Origin of the sequence: Bradyrhizobium sp. 6(2017) (assembly GCF_011058295.2) — a bacterium.
GTDB lineage: Bacteria > Pseudomonadota > Alphaproteobacteria > Rhizobiales > Xanthobacteraceae > Bradyrhizobium > Bradyrhizobium septentrionale.
Genome location: NZ_CP049289.2, coordinates 2,038,092 through 2,052,961 on the forward strand (window position 1 = coordinate 2,038,092; position 14,870 = coordinate 2,052,961).

The 14,870-nt window shown below is 58.6% G+C and carries 13 protein-coding genes and 3 pseudogenes; 7 read left to right on the forward strand and 9 right to left on the reverse strand.

Annotated features, from left to right (window positions below; all coding sequences use genetic code 11):
- Nucleotides 1-162: 162 nt before the first annotated feature.
- Nucleotides 163-288, reverse strand: a complete 126-nt coding sequence (locus G6P99_RS09715) for a hypothetical protein (RefSeq protein ID WP_256375207.1) — start codon at nt 286-288, stop codon at nt 163-165.
- A 61-nt stretch (nt 289-349) separates the two neighbouring features.
- Between G6P99_RS09715 and G6P99_RS09720 the strand changes: the two are divergent.
- The 3 genes and pseudogenes from G6P99_RS09720 to G6P99_RS09730 all read left to right on the forward strand — a co-directional run.
- Nucleotides 350-602, forward strand: a pseudogene (locus tag G6P99_RS09720) (integrase core domain-containing protein); the annotation flags it as partial.
- A gap of 65 nt (nt 603-667) precedes the next feature.
- Nucleotides 668-1,019 (forward strand): annotated as a pseudogene (locus G6P99_RS09725) (DDE-type integrase/transposase/recombinase); the annotation flags it as partial.
- Nucleotides 1,020-1,985: 966 nt separating this feature from the next.
- Nucleotides 1,986-3,776 (forward strand): NEL-type E3 ubiquitin ligase domain-containing protein, encoded by a 1,791-nt coding sequence (locus tag G6P99_RS09730; protein WP_029084531.1) that lies wholly within the window; start codon nt 1,986-1,988, stop codon nt 3,774-3,776.
- A gap of 564 nt (nt 3,777-4,340) precedes the next feature.
- On the opposite strand, the gene G6P99_RS09735 is transcribed toward G6P99_RS09730, so the two are convergent.
- Nucleotides 4,341-4,520, reverse strand: coding sequence for a hypothetical protein (locus G6P99_RS09735; RefSeq protein WP_029084532.1), 180 nt, complete (start codon nt 4,518-4,520; stop codon nt 4,341-4,343).
- A 127-nt stretch (nt 4,521-4,647) separates the two neighbouring features.
- The gene (locus G6P99_RS09740; RefSeq protein ID WP_225024810.1) at nt 4,648-6,234 is read right to left on the reverse strand and encodes a hypothetical protein; all 1,587 of its coding nucleotides are present in this window, start codon (nt 6,232-6,234) and stop codon (nt 4,648-4,650) included.
- A gap of 414 nt (nt 6,235-6,648) precedes the next feature.
- Between G6P99_RS09740 and G6P99_RS09745 the strand changes: the two genes are divergently transcribed.
- Together G6P99_RS09745 and G6P99_RS09750 are read left to right on the forward strand one after the other, a co-directional pair.
- Nucleotides 6,649-8,391 (forward strand): ABC transporter ATP-binding protein, encoded by a 1,743-nt coding sequence (locus tag G6P99_RS09745; RefSeq protein WP_165128009.1) that lies wholly within the window; start codon nt 6,649-6,651, stop codon nt 8,389-8,391.
- Between the two features lie 1,039 nt (nt 8,392-9,430).
- Nucleotides 9,431-9,556 carry a hypothetical protein gene (locus G6P99_RS09750; protein ID WP_256375208.1) on the forward strand — a complete coding sequence of 42 codons (126 nt, stop codon included), beginning with the start codon at nt 9,431-9,433 and terminating at the stop codon, nt 9,554-9,556.
- Between the two features lie 357 nt (nt 9,557-9,913).
- On the opposite strand, the gene G6P99_RS09755 is transcribed toward G6P99_RS09750, so the two are convergent.
- The 3 genes from G6P99_RS09755 to G6P99_RS09765 all read right to left on the reverse strand — a co-directional run bounded on the left by G6P99_RS09755 (nt 9,914) and on the right by G6P99_RS09765 (nt 11,721).
- Nucleotides 9,914-10,153, reverse strand: a complete 240-nt coding sequence (locus G6P99_RS09755) for a hypothetical protein (protein ID WP_156928982.1) — start codon at nt 10,151-10,153, stop codon at nt 9,914-9,916.
- A gap of 714 nt (nt 10,154-10,867) precedes the next feature.
- Nucleotides 10,868-11,194, reverse strand: a complete 327-nt coding sequence (locus G6P99_RS09760) for a hypothetical protein (protein WP_029084537.1) — start codon at nt 11,192-11,194, stop codon at nt 10,868-10,870.
- Between the two features lie 38 nt (nt 11,195-11,232).
- Complete coding sequence (locus G6P99_RS09765) at nt 11,233-11,721, reverse strand: hypothetical protein (RefSeq protein WP_165128011.1); 489 nt, start codon at nt 11,719-11,721, stop codon at nt 11,233-11,235.
- 11 nt (nt 11,722-11,732) lie between these two features.
- Between G6P99_RS09765 and G6P99_RS09770 the strand changes: the two genes are divergently transcribed.
- Nucleotides 11,733-12,314 carry a hypothetical protein gene (locus G6P99_RS09770; protein ID WP_029084539.1) on the forward strand — a complete coding sequence of 194 codons (582 nt, stop codon included), beginning with the start codon at nt 11,733-11,735 and terminating at the stop codon, nt 12,312-12,314.
- Nucleotides 12,315-13,289: 975 nt separating this feature from the next.
- Here the strand turns inward: G6P99_RS09770 and G6P99_RS09775 are convergent.
- The 3 genes and pseudogenes from G6P99_RS09775 to G6P99_RS09785 form a co-directional block, all read right to left on the reverse strand.
- Nucleotides 13,290-13,628 carry an NAD-binding protein gene (locus tag G6P99_RS09775; RefSeq protein ID WP_051346723.1) on the reverse strand — a complete coding sequence of 113 codons (339 nt, stop codon included), beginning with the start codon at nt 13,626-13,628 and terminating at the stop codon, nt 13,290-13,292.
- Between the two features lie 29 nt (nt 13,629-13,657).
- Nucleotides 13,658-14,074: an NAD(P)-binding domain-containing protein gene (locus tag G6P99_RS09780; protein ID WP_224741971.1), complete on the reverse strand. Its 417-nt coding sequence runs from the start codon at nt 14,072-14,074 to the stop codon at nt 13,658-13,660.
- Nucleotides 14,055-14,493, reverse strand: a pseudogene (locus G6P99_RS09785) (IS6 family transposase); the annotation flags it as partial. The gene G6P99_RS09780 and the pseudogene G6P99_RS09785, both read right to left, overlap by 20 nt.
- 174 nt (nt 14,494-14,667) lie before the next feature.
- Here G6P99_RS09785 and G6P99_RS09790 point away from each other — a divergent pair.
- Nucleotides 14,668-14,832, forward strand: a complete 165-nt coding sequence (locus G6P99_RS09790; protein WP_224496552.1) for a hypothetical protein — start codon at nt 14,668-14,670, stop codon at nt 14,830-14,832.
- The last annotated feature ends 38 nt before the right edge of the window (nt 14,833-14,870 follow it).

A 14,870-nucleotide genomic window follows, 5' to 3' on the forward strand; every position in this document is an offset into this window, starting at 1 on the left:
GAGACACGTTCGTCTCGTTGATCCCTGAACTGAGCGTAAAGTGACAGAGGGTCCACGGTGTCGGTGTCAGATAATGCGGCGGGATCGTGTGCCCACGTCTCGATGACAAGATCGGCTTGATCGCGGCTGGCTTCAACGAAGCCGGAGGTCTGTGCGATCGCCTTAATTGCCGGCGGCGACGGCGTAGGTGGCGATCAACGGCCTGGACAAATCGGTCAGCGCGGCAAGCGCCGATTCGCCAGCCTGCTTGAGGGGTGCCTGGAAGTGATCGCCTTGGACGAACTTCACAGCGCGCACCGGGCTGCGGAGGACCGCGCGCCGCCTCGAACAACTGGCGTCCATCGTACTTGAAATCGAGCGCTGGCACCTGACCCTGAAAAACCGCATTCTGCTCGACAACTACTACCTGCCCGGCGACCTCGAACGCCAGATACGGGCCTTCATCGAACACTACAATCACGTCCGCTATCATGAGAGCATCGACAACCTCACTCCTGCCGATGTCTACTTCGGCAGGGCTGAGGCGATCCGCGCCGAGCAAACGCATCAAGCGCAACACCATCGCAAACCGCCGCTTGCAGCATCAATTGCAAGCGGCTTAAACTCTAACCACTGATGAGCCAGAGCCTCCCTTCTCGAAAAGCCTGATCAGTCTCAAATCATCTGACGACGGACAATCACGGACAAGCTCCGTTCGTACGGCGCTGCGAGGGCGAAGATGGGCTTTCACGTCGAACATCGCCAGCAAAAAGCTCTCAACAATTGGGCCGAGAATTCTCATCAGCCGATGCGGCGACGCGAGCGGATCATGAAGCGTTTCAAATCGTCCCGTCAGGCTCAACGGTATCTGTCAGTTCATGATCAGGTCGCGAACCTTTTCCACATCCCCTATTCCGGAGCCGTCACTGCCGACTACCGTCGCGCTTCGCGCGGGCGAGCCTTTGCGACTTGGCGCGAGATCTCCGCGACAAGCGCTATCGCCGAATCTCGAACCTTTGAGAAGCGCCTCCTTCGGCTCGCGGTCGATTAAGTTGACGATGCCCCGCTGCCTCCAGCAGCACGCCAGCCGCGATGGAATTGCAACCCACGGTGATCCGGGTTTTGGAGCGGCTCTCGCCCGACACCAGTCGGACTGTGTGCGCGGGAAACTGGGGTGCACGCCGAAGGCGAACATTATCAGTGGAGGGAGATTCCACCCAGAGAGTTGTCGATTGATCTGGTAGCTGACGAGCGGTTCAGAGGGCAACTTCCGGATCGGAGCCTCGTGACAAAGGCCGTCTTTGGACGGTTGAGCGATCCACTGGGCCGTAGGGCGAGTAAAGTCTAAGCAGGCCTCGAAAGAAGCAATGTGGATGCAGACCCACCCCCAATTTGGGGAAGGCCGCGCGGGAAGCAATCGACACATGCACCTGTCCGGTCCACCGGGGTAATGGACACGGCACGTTGGAAGGGTGATGCGCGTCGCGGCTTCGACGCTGCTCCTGGCAGCGGACCGTGCGGGAGTCGGAAAGGGTCGTACGACCGTTGAAGCCGGGTAATGCCGGTGGAGGAAAGGACCCTGACCGCCGAACGGGATGTTCGTGCCGCCGAGAAAGACGCGGCGGCCTGTCAATCGGCGTTGGACTGGGGTCCATGCCGAAACACATCCCTCGATTTGTCTCACAGGCGCTGATGGCGAACACTCAAGAACTCTGCATCTGGCCGAGCAGCAATGGCTCAGGACAGTTTATTCGTAACCCGTTCAGACGTCGGCTTTGTTGAGTTCAAGACGCTCAATCCCCCTGCTGCTCGGGCCTCATCTGGCTCAAGCCGAGAAAGGCTGCACCGAATCGAAGCCGAACTCCTTCACACATCGCGCAGATCGTTCCCTCAACATAGTTCAACGCTCGTCAGCTCGACGTAAGCTGAATGTCTTAGATGCTGCAACCGTTCGATGTGGGCTGATAGGTCGCCTTGATTTGCTCAGTCCGACAAAGGAGTAGGGAATGGATCCCTTTGATGCAGGGCAGGCTCAGCGCGGTGATGGCAGCACTGCCGAATCTTCCGAACGCGAGGACCGGGAAGGTGAGGAGGCCCAGTGGGTTGGAGTCTTGACCCACGCGGTGCTCGCCGCTGACGATCCGGCAAACCTCGGGGTTTCTGCTCCTGAGGGGGGGCACGACCAGATGCTGGAGGAGTGGGCTGTCGAAGAGGGGCAGAACCCGCTCGAGGATCGGCAAGAGGCTGTAAGGCGAGTGAATGCTTGGAATCAGGGCGAGCTGAATCTTGGAATGCTGCGCCTCACCAGCCTGCCTCCACTTCCGGCCGGGCTCCACTTGCTCGACGCGTCCTTCAACCGGCTGACCAGTCTGCCCGAGACTCTCCCTGACGCACTCTCTTCGCTCAGTGTTAGGGGGAATCAGCTGGCCAGCCTGCCCGCGCTTCCGGCCGAGCTCGCCTCGCTGGACGTGTACCACAATCGGCTCACCAGCCTGCCTGACGCCCTCCCGGCCGCGCTCGAGGACCTCAACGTTGGCCACAACCAATTGACGAGCCTGCCCGAGACCCTCCCGGCCAGGCTCGAAAGCCTTGACGTTAGTGAAAACCAGTTGACGCGTCTGCCAGAGACTCTCCCGGCCAGTCTCGAAAGACTTGACCTTAGCCAAAACCAGCTAACCAGCCTACCCACGGGCTTGCTAACGCAGTTGGGTGCTGCTGCCGAGATGGTTGTGTCTGGCAATCCGCTGCCCGAGGAGGTGCTGACGAACCTGGACACAATCCAAAGTGCCTATGGGTATGCCGGCCCGAGGGTCTTGTTTCTGGCCGACGAAGGAAGTGATTTGTCCGAGACGGACGAAGATCAGTCGGAGGAGGACGCCGCTGCGCAGTTTCTTCCCGAGACAGTAGCGGACTGGCTCAACCGGGATCCGAAGGAGGGTGATCCCGAGGTGGTGGCCAAGTGGCAGAGCTTTGCAGAAGAACCCGGCGCCCAGCAATACGCAAACTTCCTCAACGGGCTGCGGGGTACCGTGAACTCTGGGAACGAAGGATTCCAGCAGGGGGTGGCCAATGATCTGCGGCAGGCGGCGGCCAACCCGCAATTGCGCGCGCAGTACTTCCAGCTTGCTCTTGACGCCAACGAGAGCTGCGCGGATCGCAGAACTTTGACCTGGAACGGCATGCAAACCGCACGCCTGATCGCCAACGTCGAGAGCGGGCTCTATGACAATAACGAGGGGGTAGCGGCCCTCGTTGATCTAGGCCGTGTCATGTTCCGCTTGGACGCACTGGGGGGGATCGCGCGCGAGAAGGTCCAATCGCTCCGCACGGGCGACACCATCAACGACGTCGACGAAATCGAGGTCTACCTTGCCTATCAGGCCAAGCTGCGCGAGCGGCTGGGGCTGCAGCATATCGCCCCGGACATGAACTACTTCTACGACTCTTACCTCACCGAGGAAGACATTGACAGGGCTGAGACGTCTGTGCGGAGCAAGGAGGCGACGGGGTTCGCCGACTATTTGGCGACGGACTGGAAACCTTGGGACGATGTGGTGCTCCGCATTGAACCCGAACACCATGCCACGATGGAGAAACAGCTCGCCCATGCCTTGGAGGAGGAGTTCCAAGGCCGACTGAAGCAAAAGCTCGTTGAAGCCGGACTGATCGGCGCTGAAGCCGATGTCGTTGCGGATGCCGAGCGGGAGTTCGGACACCAGGTCAGCAAGGACATCGCTCGCGAGATCAAGGGGGCTCTGAGGGACACGGTGTTCAACAAACGCGGCCTCAGTCTGTGAAGCGGCGTCTGCTGCTTGACCACGCGGTCCTTTCCAGATCGAAGGATCAAGCAACTGCCTGAGCGAGGTATTGGTTCAACCGCAGCGCGCGGAAACTGAAAACTGCGACGGCTGATCAGCCATTATGCTGTGAAGCGGCAGTAGTGCTTTGCTTCCGATGGCGAATGGAAGGAGGGCACAGCTGACTGTGCTGCTCACTCTCGAAGCCAGCAGGCCCGGCGGTGCGAGTTACCGTCTCGGCTTTGGGTGCACTATGCCCCTGGCTTGGATTGTGGCCGTGCTCTCGCGACTGTTCTGACGAGAAGGGCACCTCGGGAAACCAGGGTGCTCTTTGTCGTTTAGGGGATTAGCCGGGCTTCGGTAACGATCGCGAGTTGCCGCCCGTGTTCGATGATTAGGTAGTTAGTCCCTGGGCGTAACAACCGGGAGCGCGGATTTCGAATCCAATAGCATAGTCGTTGGGCCTATTTATCATCTCAAGGGGGACGTTGATCCCCAATGCTGGCATGAGTGTTGGCTGCTATTCGGGAGAAAGGCCAACCGGTACGGAACGACCCGAAGCCGTTAATTCCAGAATGCCGGCGGGTTAACGTAGCCGTTAAGGGAACGTTGAGCGCGCGCGGCGTCCGCGAAGTGCTCGGCGCCGTCCATCGTCGGCGCGTGCGCGTGGGAACTGAAGCCGAAACCTTTCGGCCAAAACGAAACCGCGCCGGCCGGATCAGTGAAGCGGATAACGTGGGGCATTTGCGTTCCTTTCGCGTTGCGCACAATCGCGCGTGTTCAGAAATCGAGCGGCGACGAGCGAAAACGCCAATTGCAACCCTTCTCCACTGTAGCAGGTGTTCTGACGCGTGATCGTTGATGGCGGCAATCAACAGAGTTGTCGAACGAAACGTTCTGCCCATAAAAAACGTGCCAAGGTGCTCGTTGCGGAAAATTCGTGTGTTGTTATCACCCTGTTCAAGAGTGCCATGACAGCCTCTTGCGAAACCAAGCCGAAGTCGGCCAAGGCGCAAGAAGCAAGCTGTGATGAAATTATGTCCGCACGAGCCGCAATCGCCTTTGGCAGTACAAGCGCGAAAGTCTCCTTTGCGTAACCGCGTGGAAATACGTCAGAGCCCAAGCGCTCACGCAAGTAAGAACGGAGGAGCTCCTTGCCCGAGCGAAGTGCAAACGGAAGCTTCGCTCCAAAATTGATCAATCTCGGATCGCCGAATGGGCGGACGGGCCAAAGTCCTCGCGTCGCGAGTGGGCGAGCATGACAAAGACTTGCGAGCAGAGTTGTGGATAGAGTGGCGCTGATGGGGGCGCTAAAAAGGAAGGATGAACGAGCGGCGTCAAGCCCGCGTTTCGTCAATAGGTCTTCTGCAAGCCCAAGCGCGATATCCAGGTGGGGTGAAGACGGAGATCTGGGTTCATCCTCGTCGTTGGTGAAGCGAGCGCAAAGCTCGTCTCCTCCTATGCCGGTCCAGATTATTTCGCAGCCATCACCGCGGAACCGATCCCAGAGTGACCCGAACGCCTCAAGGTAATACTCTGAAATGAGTGGCAGACGTCCTTTCAGGTCAAGATCTAGATCAATCGCCGGCATGTGGGCGTGCATGTCAACTTTGTGATCGCGGCAATCCAGTGCGCTCAAAATGCTCGCTCGGCGGTCAATCTGCTTGGGGCTACTCCCGTCGCCCAATAGTATCCCGCCACATGCTAGCGATGCTACGTTCTCGCCAACAGCAATTGCGACGGAAGCGGAGTCCATTCCTCCGCTCAGCTCCACAGCGCTTGCGCAGAAGGCCGTCGGCCGCGAACGAACAACCGCCTGAAGAGTATCAGAAAACTCAAGGACATGATTGCTCTCCTCTCGTCCAGAGAGCTCAGGGGCTGATGAAGTTGTCGCGCCGTACACAAATGACGTTTCCGATCTGTCGACGTACAAGGTGGAGCAAGCAGTCAGCAGGTTAACGCCAACGCAGGCCTGTCGCGCAGAGTAGAACGTTCTCATAGATAGATGATGGGCTATGATTTCTGCATCAATCGTTCCCGAGTTATCCAAAAGATCGACGAAATCCCAGGAGAGCGTAACCGTACGGGTGCGCTCCTCCACGTGGAAGTAAATTGGGAGGCTACCTATATGGCCTGCTCGTACACGCAACCGAGGACCCCGGCGAGCGGCCTCGATCACGATAAAATCGAGCGGCCAGTACATGCATTTCTGGTAGTGCTGACGAAACTGATCCGTAGACGCATGGGCTATTACGACCGAATGAACGCCAGCCCCGTCCGCCGCTACTTGACGCTCACGTATGACGAAGAACCATTGCTCAGTGTTCTTCACTAACGAACTCTCAAGACTCTTATGTTGGAACGGCCGGATGCAGCTTTCACCAAACTGTATCGAACTGCCTTTGGCAACAGGATCGTAGTTTTCCAAGTCGGCTATTTTCAGAGTGGCCTTGAGCATTTGTTCCTTAAACGTTACCGCCTCTCGTGGGAGAGGCGGTAACGGAGTTAAGAATGATCTTAAAGGTAGCCGAAGTTACTGCTGTCGTTAGGGAAGGGGCCCTTCTCTCCCTGAATAGTGGGAGGTGGCAGCACCGGTAAGGGGAGGTCAGTTGTATCGGGCCGCGATGGCCGCTTAGACGTGTCTGCAGTTGCGCTCTTCATGTCTGTTCCTATTGATAGCGTGATCGGGCTTCTCGTCGTGTGGTGCGGCAGCGTGTCGAACCACACTATAACGTCTCTCATGTGAGAAGCCGGGCGACAACCTACCAAGATTTGGCGGGGTTGGATGACGGTGCTGGACAAAACTGGGTTGGAGTCTAGTAACGGTAAACGGCAGCAAATTCCGCAGAGCCGCATCTTTACGTGAGATCGTATGGAATCCAGATCGCAAGGCCATGTCGGCTCTCTCAGTGTAAGCAAAGCCCCATTCCCTGGATCCACCGCAGATCAGGTCAACGACAGCGCATTGTCGCCGGTTTCCGAAATTCTGCATGCGTACTGGCGATCCGATCGGCGCTTGCTTCTCATCGTTGCCACAGTGGTGCTGATCTCCAGCGCGAGCAGCGTCGCAGCCCCCTATGTATTTTCGAGTCTCATTGATCGTCTCCCGCGGGAGGAAGGCATGTCGGCGCTTGCCTGGGGATTCGCCGGCTATGCGGTCCTGCTCGGCATAGCCTCCGCATTGCAGCGCATGCTGCAGTATCTTTCCTTCATGACAGCCGAGAACCTGGGCTTCATCGCTGCAACTCGCTTTTTCGATCGCATCCTGAGAAAAACCTCGGCCTTTTTTCTTGAGCACAATCCCGTGGAGATACAGAGTGCGGCCGCGCGCGGGTGCAGCGGGTTGACGACGTTGGTCCAGCTTGGAGCTATGATATTCATCCCGGCTGCAGCGCAGCTTCTGCTTACGCTCGCTACTCTCGGTGTGCTCGTCAATATCCAAATCGCTGCAATCGTCGTCGCTTATGGGGCTGTCGCGATTACATTGGGGTGGAGTTCCACGCGTCGGGCGCGCGTGTTTCTGGACCGGGCCATCGAAGCCGGACAGGAGAATGCGCGTTTCGTCGGCAACGTCATGAACTCCATGGACACGTTGCGCCATTTCGGTAGTCATTCCTGGATGAGCCAGCGCTTTACGATGAAGGCGCGGGAGGTGCGCGATAACTGGCGAGCCTACGTGTTTCAACGATTGGCCTACATAGCCGTGCTCGGCTTAGCCATCGCGCTACAATTTGCCGTCACACTTCTCCTTCTAATGCCTGAATACCGGGCCGGCGCGGTCACGATCGGCGATATTGTGCTATTCAACACGCTTCTACTCCAACTCAATATGCCCTTCGAGATGGTCGCGCGCGCGATCTCTGACGCGGCGCGGTCGCGAGCCGACCTCATTCCTCTCGCCAGACTGTGGGGCGCACCAGAAGAGCGGCGAACATCTCATGCTCATGATTTCACGCCCTCCGCTGGCCAGCTATCCTTCGAGGGCATTCGTTATGCCTACGACAACGGTCGTGGCGTTACGAATGTCTCGTTTATGGCTAGGCGCGGCGCCATTACCTTCCTTGTCGGCGAATCCGGATCGGGGAAGTCGACAATATTCAAGCTCGTCCTAAAATCGATTGAGCCAGACTGCGGCCGTATTCTGGTCGATGGAACCGATATAGCGACCATCGATCACACGGATTGGTATGCCGCAGTTGCTGTTGTGCCGCAGGACGTGATGTTGCTCAATGAGTCGGTAGCCGACAACATTCTGCTAGGACGGCGCCGCGACGAGGTGCGCCTTCGCGGTGCGTCGGAAAAAGCCGCAATTCTCCCCATTATCGAGGCTCTGCCGGAAGGATTTGAAACAACCGTTGGAGAACGCGGTTTGAAGCTTTCAGGCGGGGAGCGCCAGCGTATTGCTATTGCCCGCGCGCTCTATGGCGAGCCGGCGATCCTTCTTCTCGACGAGGCCAGCTCCGCGCTTGACGAACGAACCGAGCGGGACATTTTGGACCATATTCGCAGCCTGGCGGAAGATGTGACCGTGCTGGCAATCACTCATCGCAAAGGCGTCATTTCTACAACCGACGTCGTGGTCGAGCTGACCGACTGCGGTTTGTCCTTGACATAGGCGAAGGGGATGATCAGCCCGGCGCGTTGATTGTCTGCACTGCAGGCGCATTGCTGGACGAGATGCCTTCGCAATTGCAAGAAGTGGCCCACGCAATTAAGACGTGTCAATCGTGCATACGATGACGTAATTGCGGTCAGCGCCTGCGGCTCAAAAAGTCAGCTATCTTCAAGCCTTCCCGCAAGCTCGCGAATCGGAGGGGACTATGAAGCAACCGCCAGCCTGTTGAGCTCGTCGGATAGCAGGGGAAGGTATTTTTCGAAGCGTTCGGCTCTTTGGTTGGGGACGAGCGCTGTCACCACTTTCTGGAGGGCCTGTCCGACGACGGGTACGATTGACAGCACCGATCGCGCTACGGCGGTCGTGACATCGGCGCCGCTCGTTCCCAAGTCTGGTTTTTCTGAAACGCCCGGGTGTTCTGTCATGACGACGATACAACCCGAACGGGCCAGCGAACGCAATTCCCCGAAAGGGGATGGATTTTTAGGTGCAGGCTGTCCGCGGGTGTAGGAACCCGGACCGAAACAGGCTGGCGATCGATCGGCGTCGATTGCTGCCGAAAGCGCGGTGAGCCTTGGCGGGCTCGCTAGGCGCTACTGGAGCGCCTTGGCGGGCGCGCCCTTCTGGCTTTATGCCGGGGGCGCTGCGCCATGTCCAGAGGGGAAACCCTTAAAAGCGTTGCGACCTGTCTTTCGGCAGGTTCCTACCCCCGGCTGCCAGTCTGACACTGGGCGCCGTTGTAGGAAGCCAAACCGAAAGACTAACCACATGCAAACCCTCATAGAACAGCCAGCGGACTCCGCCGGGCGATTTTATCCGGCCTCGCTATCCAAGCGGGAGCGGGAAACGACTCTCCAGCGCCTCCGCAGACTCAGGAAAGAGGCATCGGCCGAAATCGAGCGGAGCGGGACGATTGCGATCGCGAGGACTGCTTCGAAGACGACGAGCCCGACCTTGGAAGCCTCGATTGCCACCACAGCCCGTTTGCATTGGCACAACCCGATGCCGACACCTCGGTTCATCAGATGCACCGGGTCGCATGGCAATCATCGACCACGCCAGAGCGATCAAGATCCGCGAAGAGGCGAGGGTCGCGCTGCTCGAGCGTGACAGCAACATCGTTCGGCCCCAGCCGGCGAAGGCGGGGGTAACGAAATGCGCCTGATCGGCTTGTTGGTGATGCGATATCGGCTCAGGCTGGCGCGGAACGCGATCCTGCTGAGCCGCAAGCTGGCGACGATCGGCAGCGGCATGCTGTTCTGACCGTCCCAAAAAAATACGCCGCCGGTCTCAAAAATACATGCCCGGCGACGTTTTCTTCCCGAACTGGGACGCTGAAATCCCCAGCCTTAAACGTACTGCACCGTGTGTGCCACAGGCTCATGACCGGCGGGCCGAAGGCCCTTGAGCGTCTGTGCTCGGCGCCGGCATGCTGTTCTAGCCACCTTTAGAATACGTCTTGACGGCGGTTCCTTATCGGAGCCGCCGTCTCAGCCGGTTAACCCCCGCCGTCTTGGCCGCCTTAAATATCTTTGCTGGTCAGCGGATCGTGGCTCGAAGCAATGCCACCGGTATTGGGCCAAAGTTGATATCCCTGCTTTGCAAATGCATCAGGGTCAAAGCCAATAAGGCCCGGTGCAGTCACGTCCCTAATTTCCTTTGCAAACGCCCATGAGCCGACTTTTGGAGCGGGGAGATTGCTACCACTCTGCTCTTTGGTAATTGCCGATTGAGCACCGGCCTTAAAAACATATCCCTTCACTGAAGACTCCACATTGCCCTGCCTTGCGAGGTGGATATCCTAGATCCATTTTGCGGATGCGGCACCGCAATTCATGCGGCGGGGAAGATGGGACGTAGGAGGATCGGAATTGATGTCACATATCTCGCCATTCAAGTCATACAAGACCGCTTCAAGACTTGGCTTCCACAGGCGTATGTTCAAGCTGTTCGCGACAACAGTGCCTCACGAGCGCGAACCACAGCCCCTTGTAAAGCGTTTGCTGCTCGGCTCTTGGGACGGAGGCAGCAACGACGCTCGGAAGACCCTGGAGGGCCTTGAGAAGCGGAAGACGCCCCTCAGCGATCACCTTCACGATGTGCTGCCCGCCTGGTGCGCGATTTCATTTTCTTGAATGGTGAGTTCACCAGGTTGTTTGAAGAGTTCGAACTGCTGGCGGCACTGGCATATTTGACCCTGTCGAATTCGCTGGAGGATTTGCAGAACACCTTGAGCAAAACTGGCGGACGCGATTTCGCCTGGAGCCCAATCGGGCGTGCCGGCTGGGACGGACAAACCAGGCGGCAGATACTCAAAGGATGGAACACGCCCGAGGCAAATGCCGCAATCCTGAAAGCGGGATTCGCGAACAAATCTGCCGAATATTTACAAGTTGGCGATCGACAGCCTGAGTCGTCTCGCAGAACACGTGGGTTGGCGATGGCCGGGGAATCGCGGCTTCGCTATTGGCCGGCCTCAATCGGACCTATCAGGTTCGCCCTTGGTTTTCTTTCGAGCGAAATAGTCGATCATCGCGTTGAAGTTAAACCCGATGCCGGCGATGTTCGCCTTTAGCTCGAAGAAGCCGGCAACCGTTGCCAGCCCGCCTTTGGGCGTGCTGTCTGCCTTCGCCGCAGCGGATACCGTGCAGCTGGCAAGAGTTTCCGTCACCCGGAGCAGCAGGTTCAAGCGGCGATCATTGAAGATTGGCTCGGCCGGAGCAAGAGCTTGAAGATGCGTTTTCGCCTCGGTCAGGCGATCGGCTTTGGCCGACCAAATCGCGATCGCAGCATAAGCGAACACGAAATCCTCGAACTCATGTCCCGGCAGGTTCTCTCGCTTTACGGATCGATCTCGGTGGCGGCAGCATCGATTTTCTTGCTATAGAGCAAACATCCTGCGACGTGGACCTTATCGAGGTCAGACCCGCCAAGCGCAATTGCCTGACGATAAGCCATTTCTGCCTGATTCCACTCGTCAGCATATCGGTAGCTGTCGCCTAACTCGCGTTGAATGGCGGCCCTGCCGCTTTTTGGCCAGGGATCCTCAAGCAGCAGCGCGTGAAATTGCAATGCCGACTCCTTCAGCATCGACTTGTCCCGTTTCATGCTGCCGAGAAGTTGAAGGAGCCCGCCATAAAGGTGCTTCTCGTACCCATCCAGCCGCTCATCCGCTTCGGTCTGCCGCACAAAGCCAATGATTTCGCCCAACTGTTGCTCGGCGGTTTGCGTGTCAGCAATCATGAAGTATTGAACGGCTTTGGCTCCCCGATACTGCAGCTGGTTTTTGCGGTCGTCATCCAGTTCGAGGATGCGGTCTAATATTTCCATTCGAGCTGCAAATGGCAGATCATCAAATTCAAGATCTGCCGTTCGCCAGCAACCATCAAGATGCGCCGATGGTGCTGTCCCACATGGTCGCACGACGGCTGGAGAAGAACGCAAAGCTGAAGCGGCGCCTGTCGGCCGGTTACCGGCAAGAGCTGACGCTTCAGAACGGCATCGTTGTGCGGGCGATGACGCTCCCGTTTGACGGTGACCGGGTCGGCGAGCTGTTCAAGTTCACCACCCAGGGGCTGCTCTTCCATTTTTCGGGATTGTGCTCGATCGGCAGGAGCACGGGGTCTGGGCGAGCTGCTAAACCGGCCCGGGGAGGAGATCCACCGGAAGCTCCTGGCGCAGAATGCCCTCGTCCGGGCAAAGGGCGACATCGGTGGCGGTACCTTCGTCTACGAGGGGCGCAAGGCATGGATTTCCCGGAGATGTCGGTCTGGGCGTTTCAGCTGTTCGGGGGCCTTCGCGTCAGTGGCGACGCCCAGGAGCCCGAAGCCATGACGCGGGTGGTCGGCGGGGTGACCGCCTCGCAACGAGTTCTCCGGCTGCTCGATGATGGTCAAGGCTCCGATGCTCCAACAGCGGCTTAGCTGCCATAAGAGAGACGAGCGAGAGAGCAGCAAAATGCCGATACGGAAGAAGTGGAAGCCGAAATGGAGCGAGCCATGCCCATGCGCCTCCGGAAAGAAGTGCAAGGATTGCTGCTTCAAAGCTGATGTCCGCTTCGAGTGATCTAGCGGACTTAGGGGAGGGTATTTCTGCTTGGGTGTTGTCTGCACGTCACGCGCGCGCATCAGCGGTTGCCGGCATAGCGGTTGATGACGCGGAATAGTGCGCGGATGACTTTTTGGTTTGTGATCGAATCCATGTTGCACATCCAGAGATGATCATAACCGATCTATGGGGTCTGTCAGGCGAGGCAATCCTCAAATTCTAGTGGCATTTCCAATGCCCGCGCCCCATGACCACCAAATCGCGGGAGGTAATTTGGGCGCAGGATCATGGGCGCGAAGATGCGCGCCGAGACTGCCCGTAAGGCTGCCAAAGGAGGCAGCGCAGAAGGGGGACCGCGCGGAGGAGGAGTGGTCGATCCGCATATATGGTACGGCGGGCCCCCGCGTCGCCGATGCGCGACGAAAAGCAGGGCCTGGTGCGGAAGTGATCGGCTTTGAGGGCGAGCGCCATAAACCTTAGTATAGTTTCCGTGGCCCCTTTGGATGCCGGACCCTTACCTACGTTCGATTGAGCCGCTGATCGCGATCATCTTAGCTAGGGTGTGCGGTAGCGCCCCGCTATCGCCGCCCTCCTTGGGCGTTTCCTCCCTAGACTTGGGCTGCTTGTGGCAACGCAGGCGGCCTATCTTTTTGATGCCGTCAAGGTTCGCATCAATTCCGCGCCTAGCGAACGACTCTGGATGTAGTCGATTGACCTCTGCGAGCATCTCGACTGACTATGCGTTTCGTCTTGAAGCGTGCACCCAGATGGCGCGAACGGCCAACTAAGTAAACGTCTCTGTGCGTACCTTCCCCTGAAGCGTCGCCTTCCACCGTCAACGTCATCAGGCCTTACAACCCCGCCCTTCGCGCGGCGAGCCGTGCCAGGCCGGACCAGTCGGCGTCGCCGTCGCCTTGCGCGACGCCCTCGATGAAATGATCCCGCACCAGGCTCGCGACCGGCATCGGGACCGCCAGCGCGTCGGCTGCGGCGAGCGCCAGCCGCATGTCCTTCAACCCGAGCGACATCTTGAAGCCATCAGCGGGTTGTTTCTCGTCGGCGATGATTGGTCCGTAAGTCCGATAGACCGGCGCTGAAAACAGCGTGCTAGTCAGAATATTGAGATAACGATGCGGGTCGATACCGGATTTGCGCACCAGCGCGAATGCCTCGCCCAGCGACTCGAGCACCGACGCGATCAGGAAATTGCCGGAGAGTTTTACCAGATTACCTCGGAGGGGCGGTTGCTGATGACAAAAGTCTCCTGACCCATCGCATCAAACAGCTGATGGCAACGCTTGAGCATCGCGTCAGCGCCGGTCGCGATGATGAAAAGCTTGGCTGCCGCCGCGGGCCGCCCGAACACAGGCGCAGCGACGTAACCCTGGCCGGCTTTGCCATGCGCCTCCGTCAGGTGATCGGACAGCCCCACGCTGATCGTGCTCATGGAAATGTGGATGGCATCGCGGCGAAGCGCGGAAAGCGCGCCGCGGTCTCCGAACTCGACGCCCTCAACGGTCGCGTCGTCGGCGAGCATCGTGATGAGAATTTCGCCTTGGCAGGCATCGGCAACGCGCTCGGCGATTTTCGCGCCCTCGCGCGCCAGGGCTTCAATCGCCGTACGAACGGAGCTTATCCGTGATCATCACGCCACGCGCGGCGGCGTGCCGGCAGATTTCAAGAGCTTCTTCATGAGCCGCTGCGCAGCGCGCGAGTCTCTTCGGCGCTGGATCAAGACGTCGAGAACGAAGCCATTCTGATCGACAGCGCGCCAGAGCCAATGTTGTGCGCCCGCGATCGAGATAACGACTTCGTCCAGATGCCATTTGTCACCGCGAGCGGGTGCGCGCTGGCGGATCCGATCGGAGAACGGCTTGCCGAATTTCCGCCCCACTGGCGCACGGTGTCATAGGTCACGCCAATGCCACGCGCCGCCAGGATTTCCTCGACCATGCGCAAGCTTAAGGGAAACCGGAAATACAACCCAACGGCACAGCTGATCACTTCCGGTGGGAAGTGATGGCGGAGATAAAGAGGGTCCCGGGCGGTCGGCATGCCGGTTGTCTACCCCATCGGTCGCTCCAATTCGTTAACTTGACGGTGCCGGTTGGGGGGGAGCCTACAAGCGTTGGCAGGCGACGAACTCCACGAGTTAAGGTATTCTGGAGAAAACTCGGTCGCGCATCTCCGCGCAAAGCCGGGACACCGACCAGATCAAGGAGATCACGGATGGCCCACAAGAAACTGGTCAATCAGAGCGGGCTGCTGCTTACAGTGTTGCTCATCACGCGTGTTGGCTCGGAGCCCAACCAGTCCGTGACGACGCGCGGCAGCAGCTGGGATAACGTGCTGAACACACATGACACGCTGCCCTCAGCGGAGCGGGCGGCTTGAACGTGGTGGGCTCGAATACGTAACCGCGGTCCACGGCG

What these genes read in the sequence shown, in the direction of transcription:
- G6P99_RS09735 (WP_029084532.1), bottom strand. Translation starts at nt 4,520, where the DNA reads ATGCCCCACGTTATCCGCTTCACTGATCCGGCCGGCGCGGTTTCGTTT.
- G6P99_RS09790 (WP_224496552.1), top strand. Translation starts at nt 14,668, where the DNA reads ATGGCCCACAAGAAACTGGTCAATCAGAGCGGGCTGCTGCTTACAGTG.
- G6P99_RS09765 (WP_165128011.1), bottom strand. Translation starts at nt 11,721, where the DNA reads ATGGAAATATTAGACCGCATCCTCGAACTGGATGACGACCGCAAAAAC.
- G6P99_RS09730 (WP_029084531.1), top strand. Translation starts at nt 1,986, where the DNA reads ATGGATCCCTTTGATGCAGGGCAGGCTCAGCGCGGTGATGGCAGCACT.
- G6P99_RS09740 (WP_225024810.1), bottom strand. Translation starts at nt 6,234, where the DNA reads ATGCTCAAGGCCACTCTGAAAATAGCCGACTTGGAAAACTACGATCCT.
- G6P99_RS09750 (WP_256375208.1), top strand. Translation starts at nt 9,431, where the DNA reads ATGGCAATCATCGACCACGCCAGAGCGATCAAGATCCGCGAAGAGGCG.
- G6P99_RS09770 (WP_029084539.1), top strand. Translation starts at nt 11,733, where the DNA reads ATGGCAGATCATCAAATTCAAGATCTGCCGTTCGCCAGCAACCATCAA.
- G6P99_RS09745 (WP_165128009.1), top strand. Translation starts at nt 6,649, where the DNA reads ATGGAATCCAGATCGCAAGGCCATGTCGGCTCTCTCAGTGTAAGCAAA.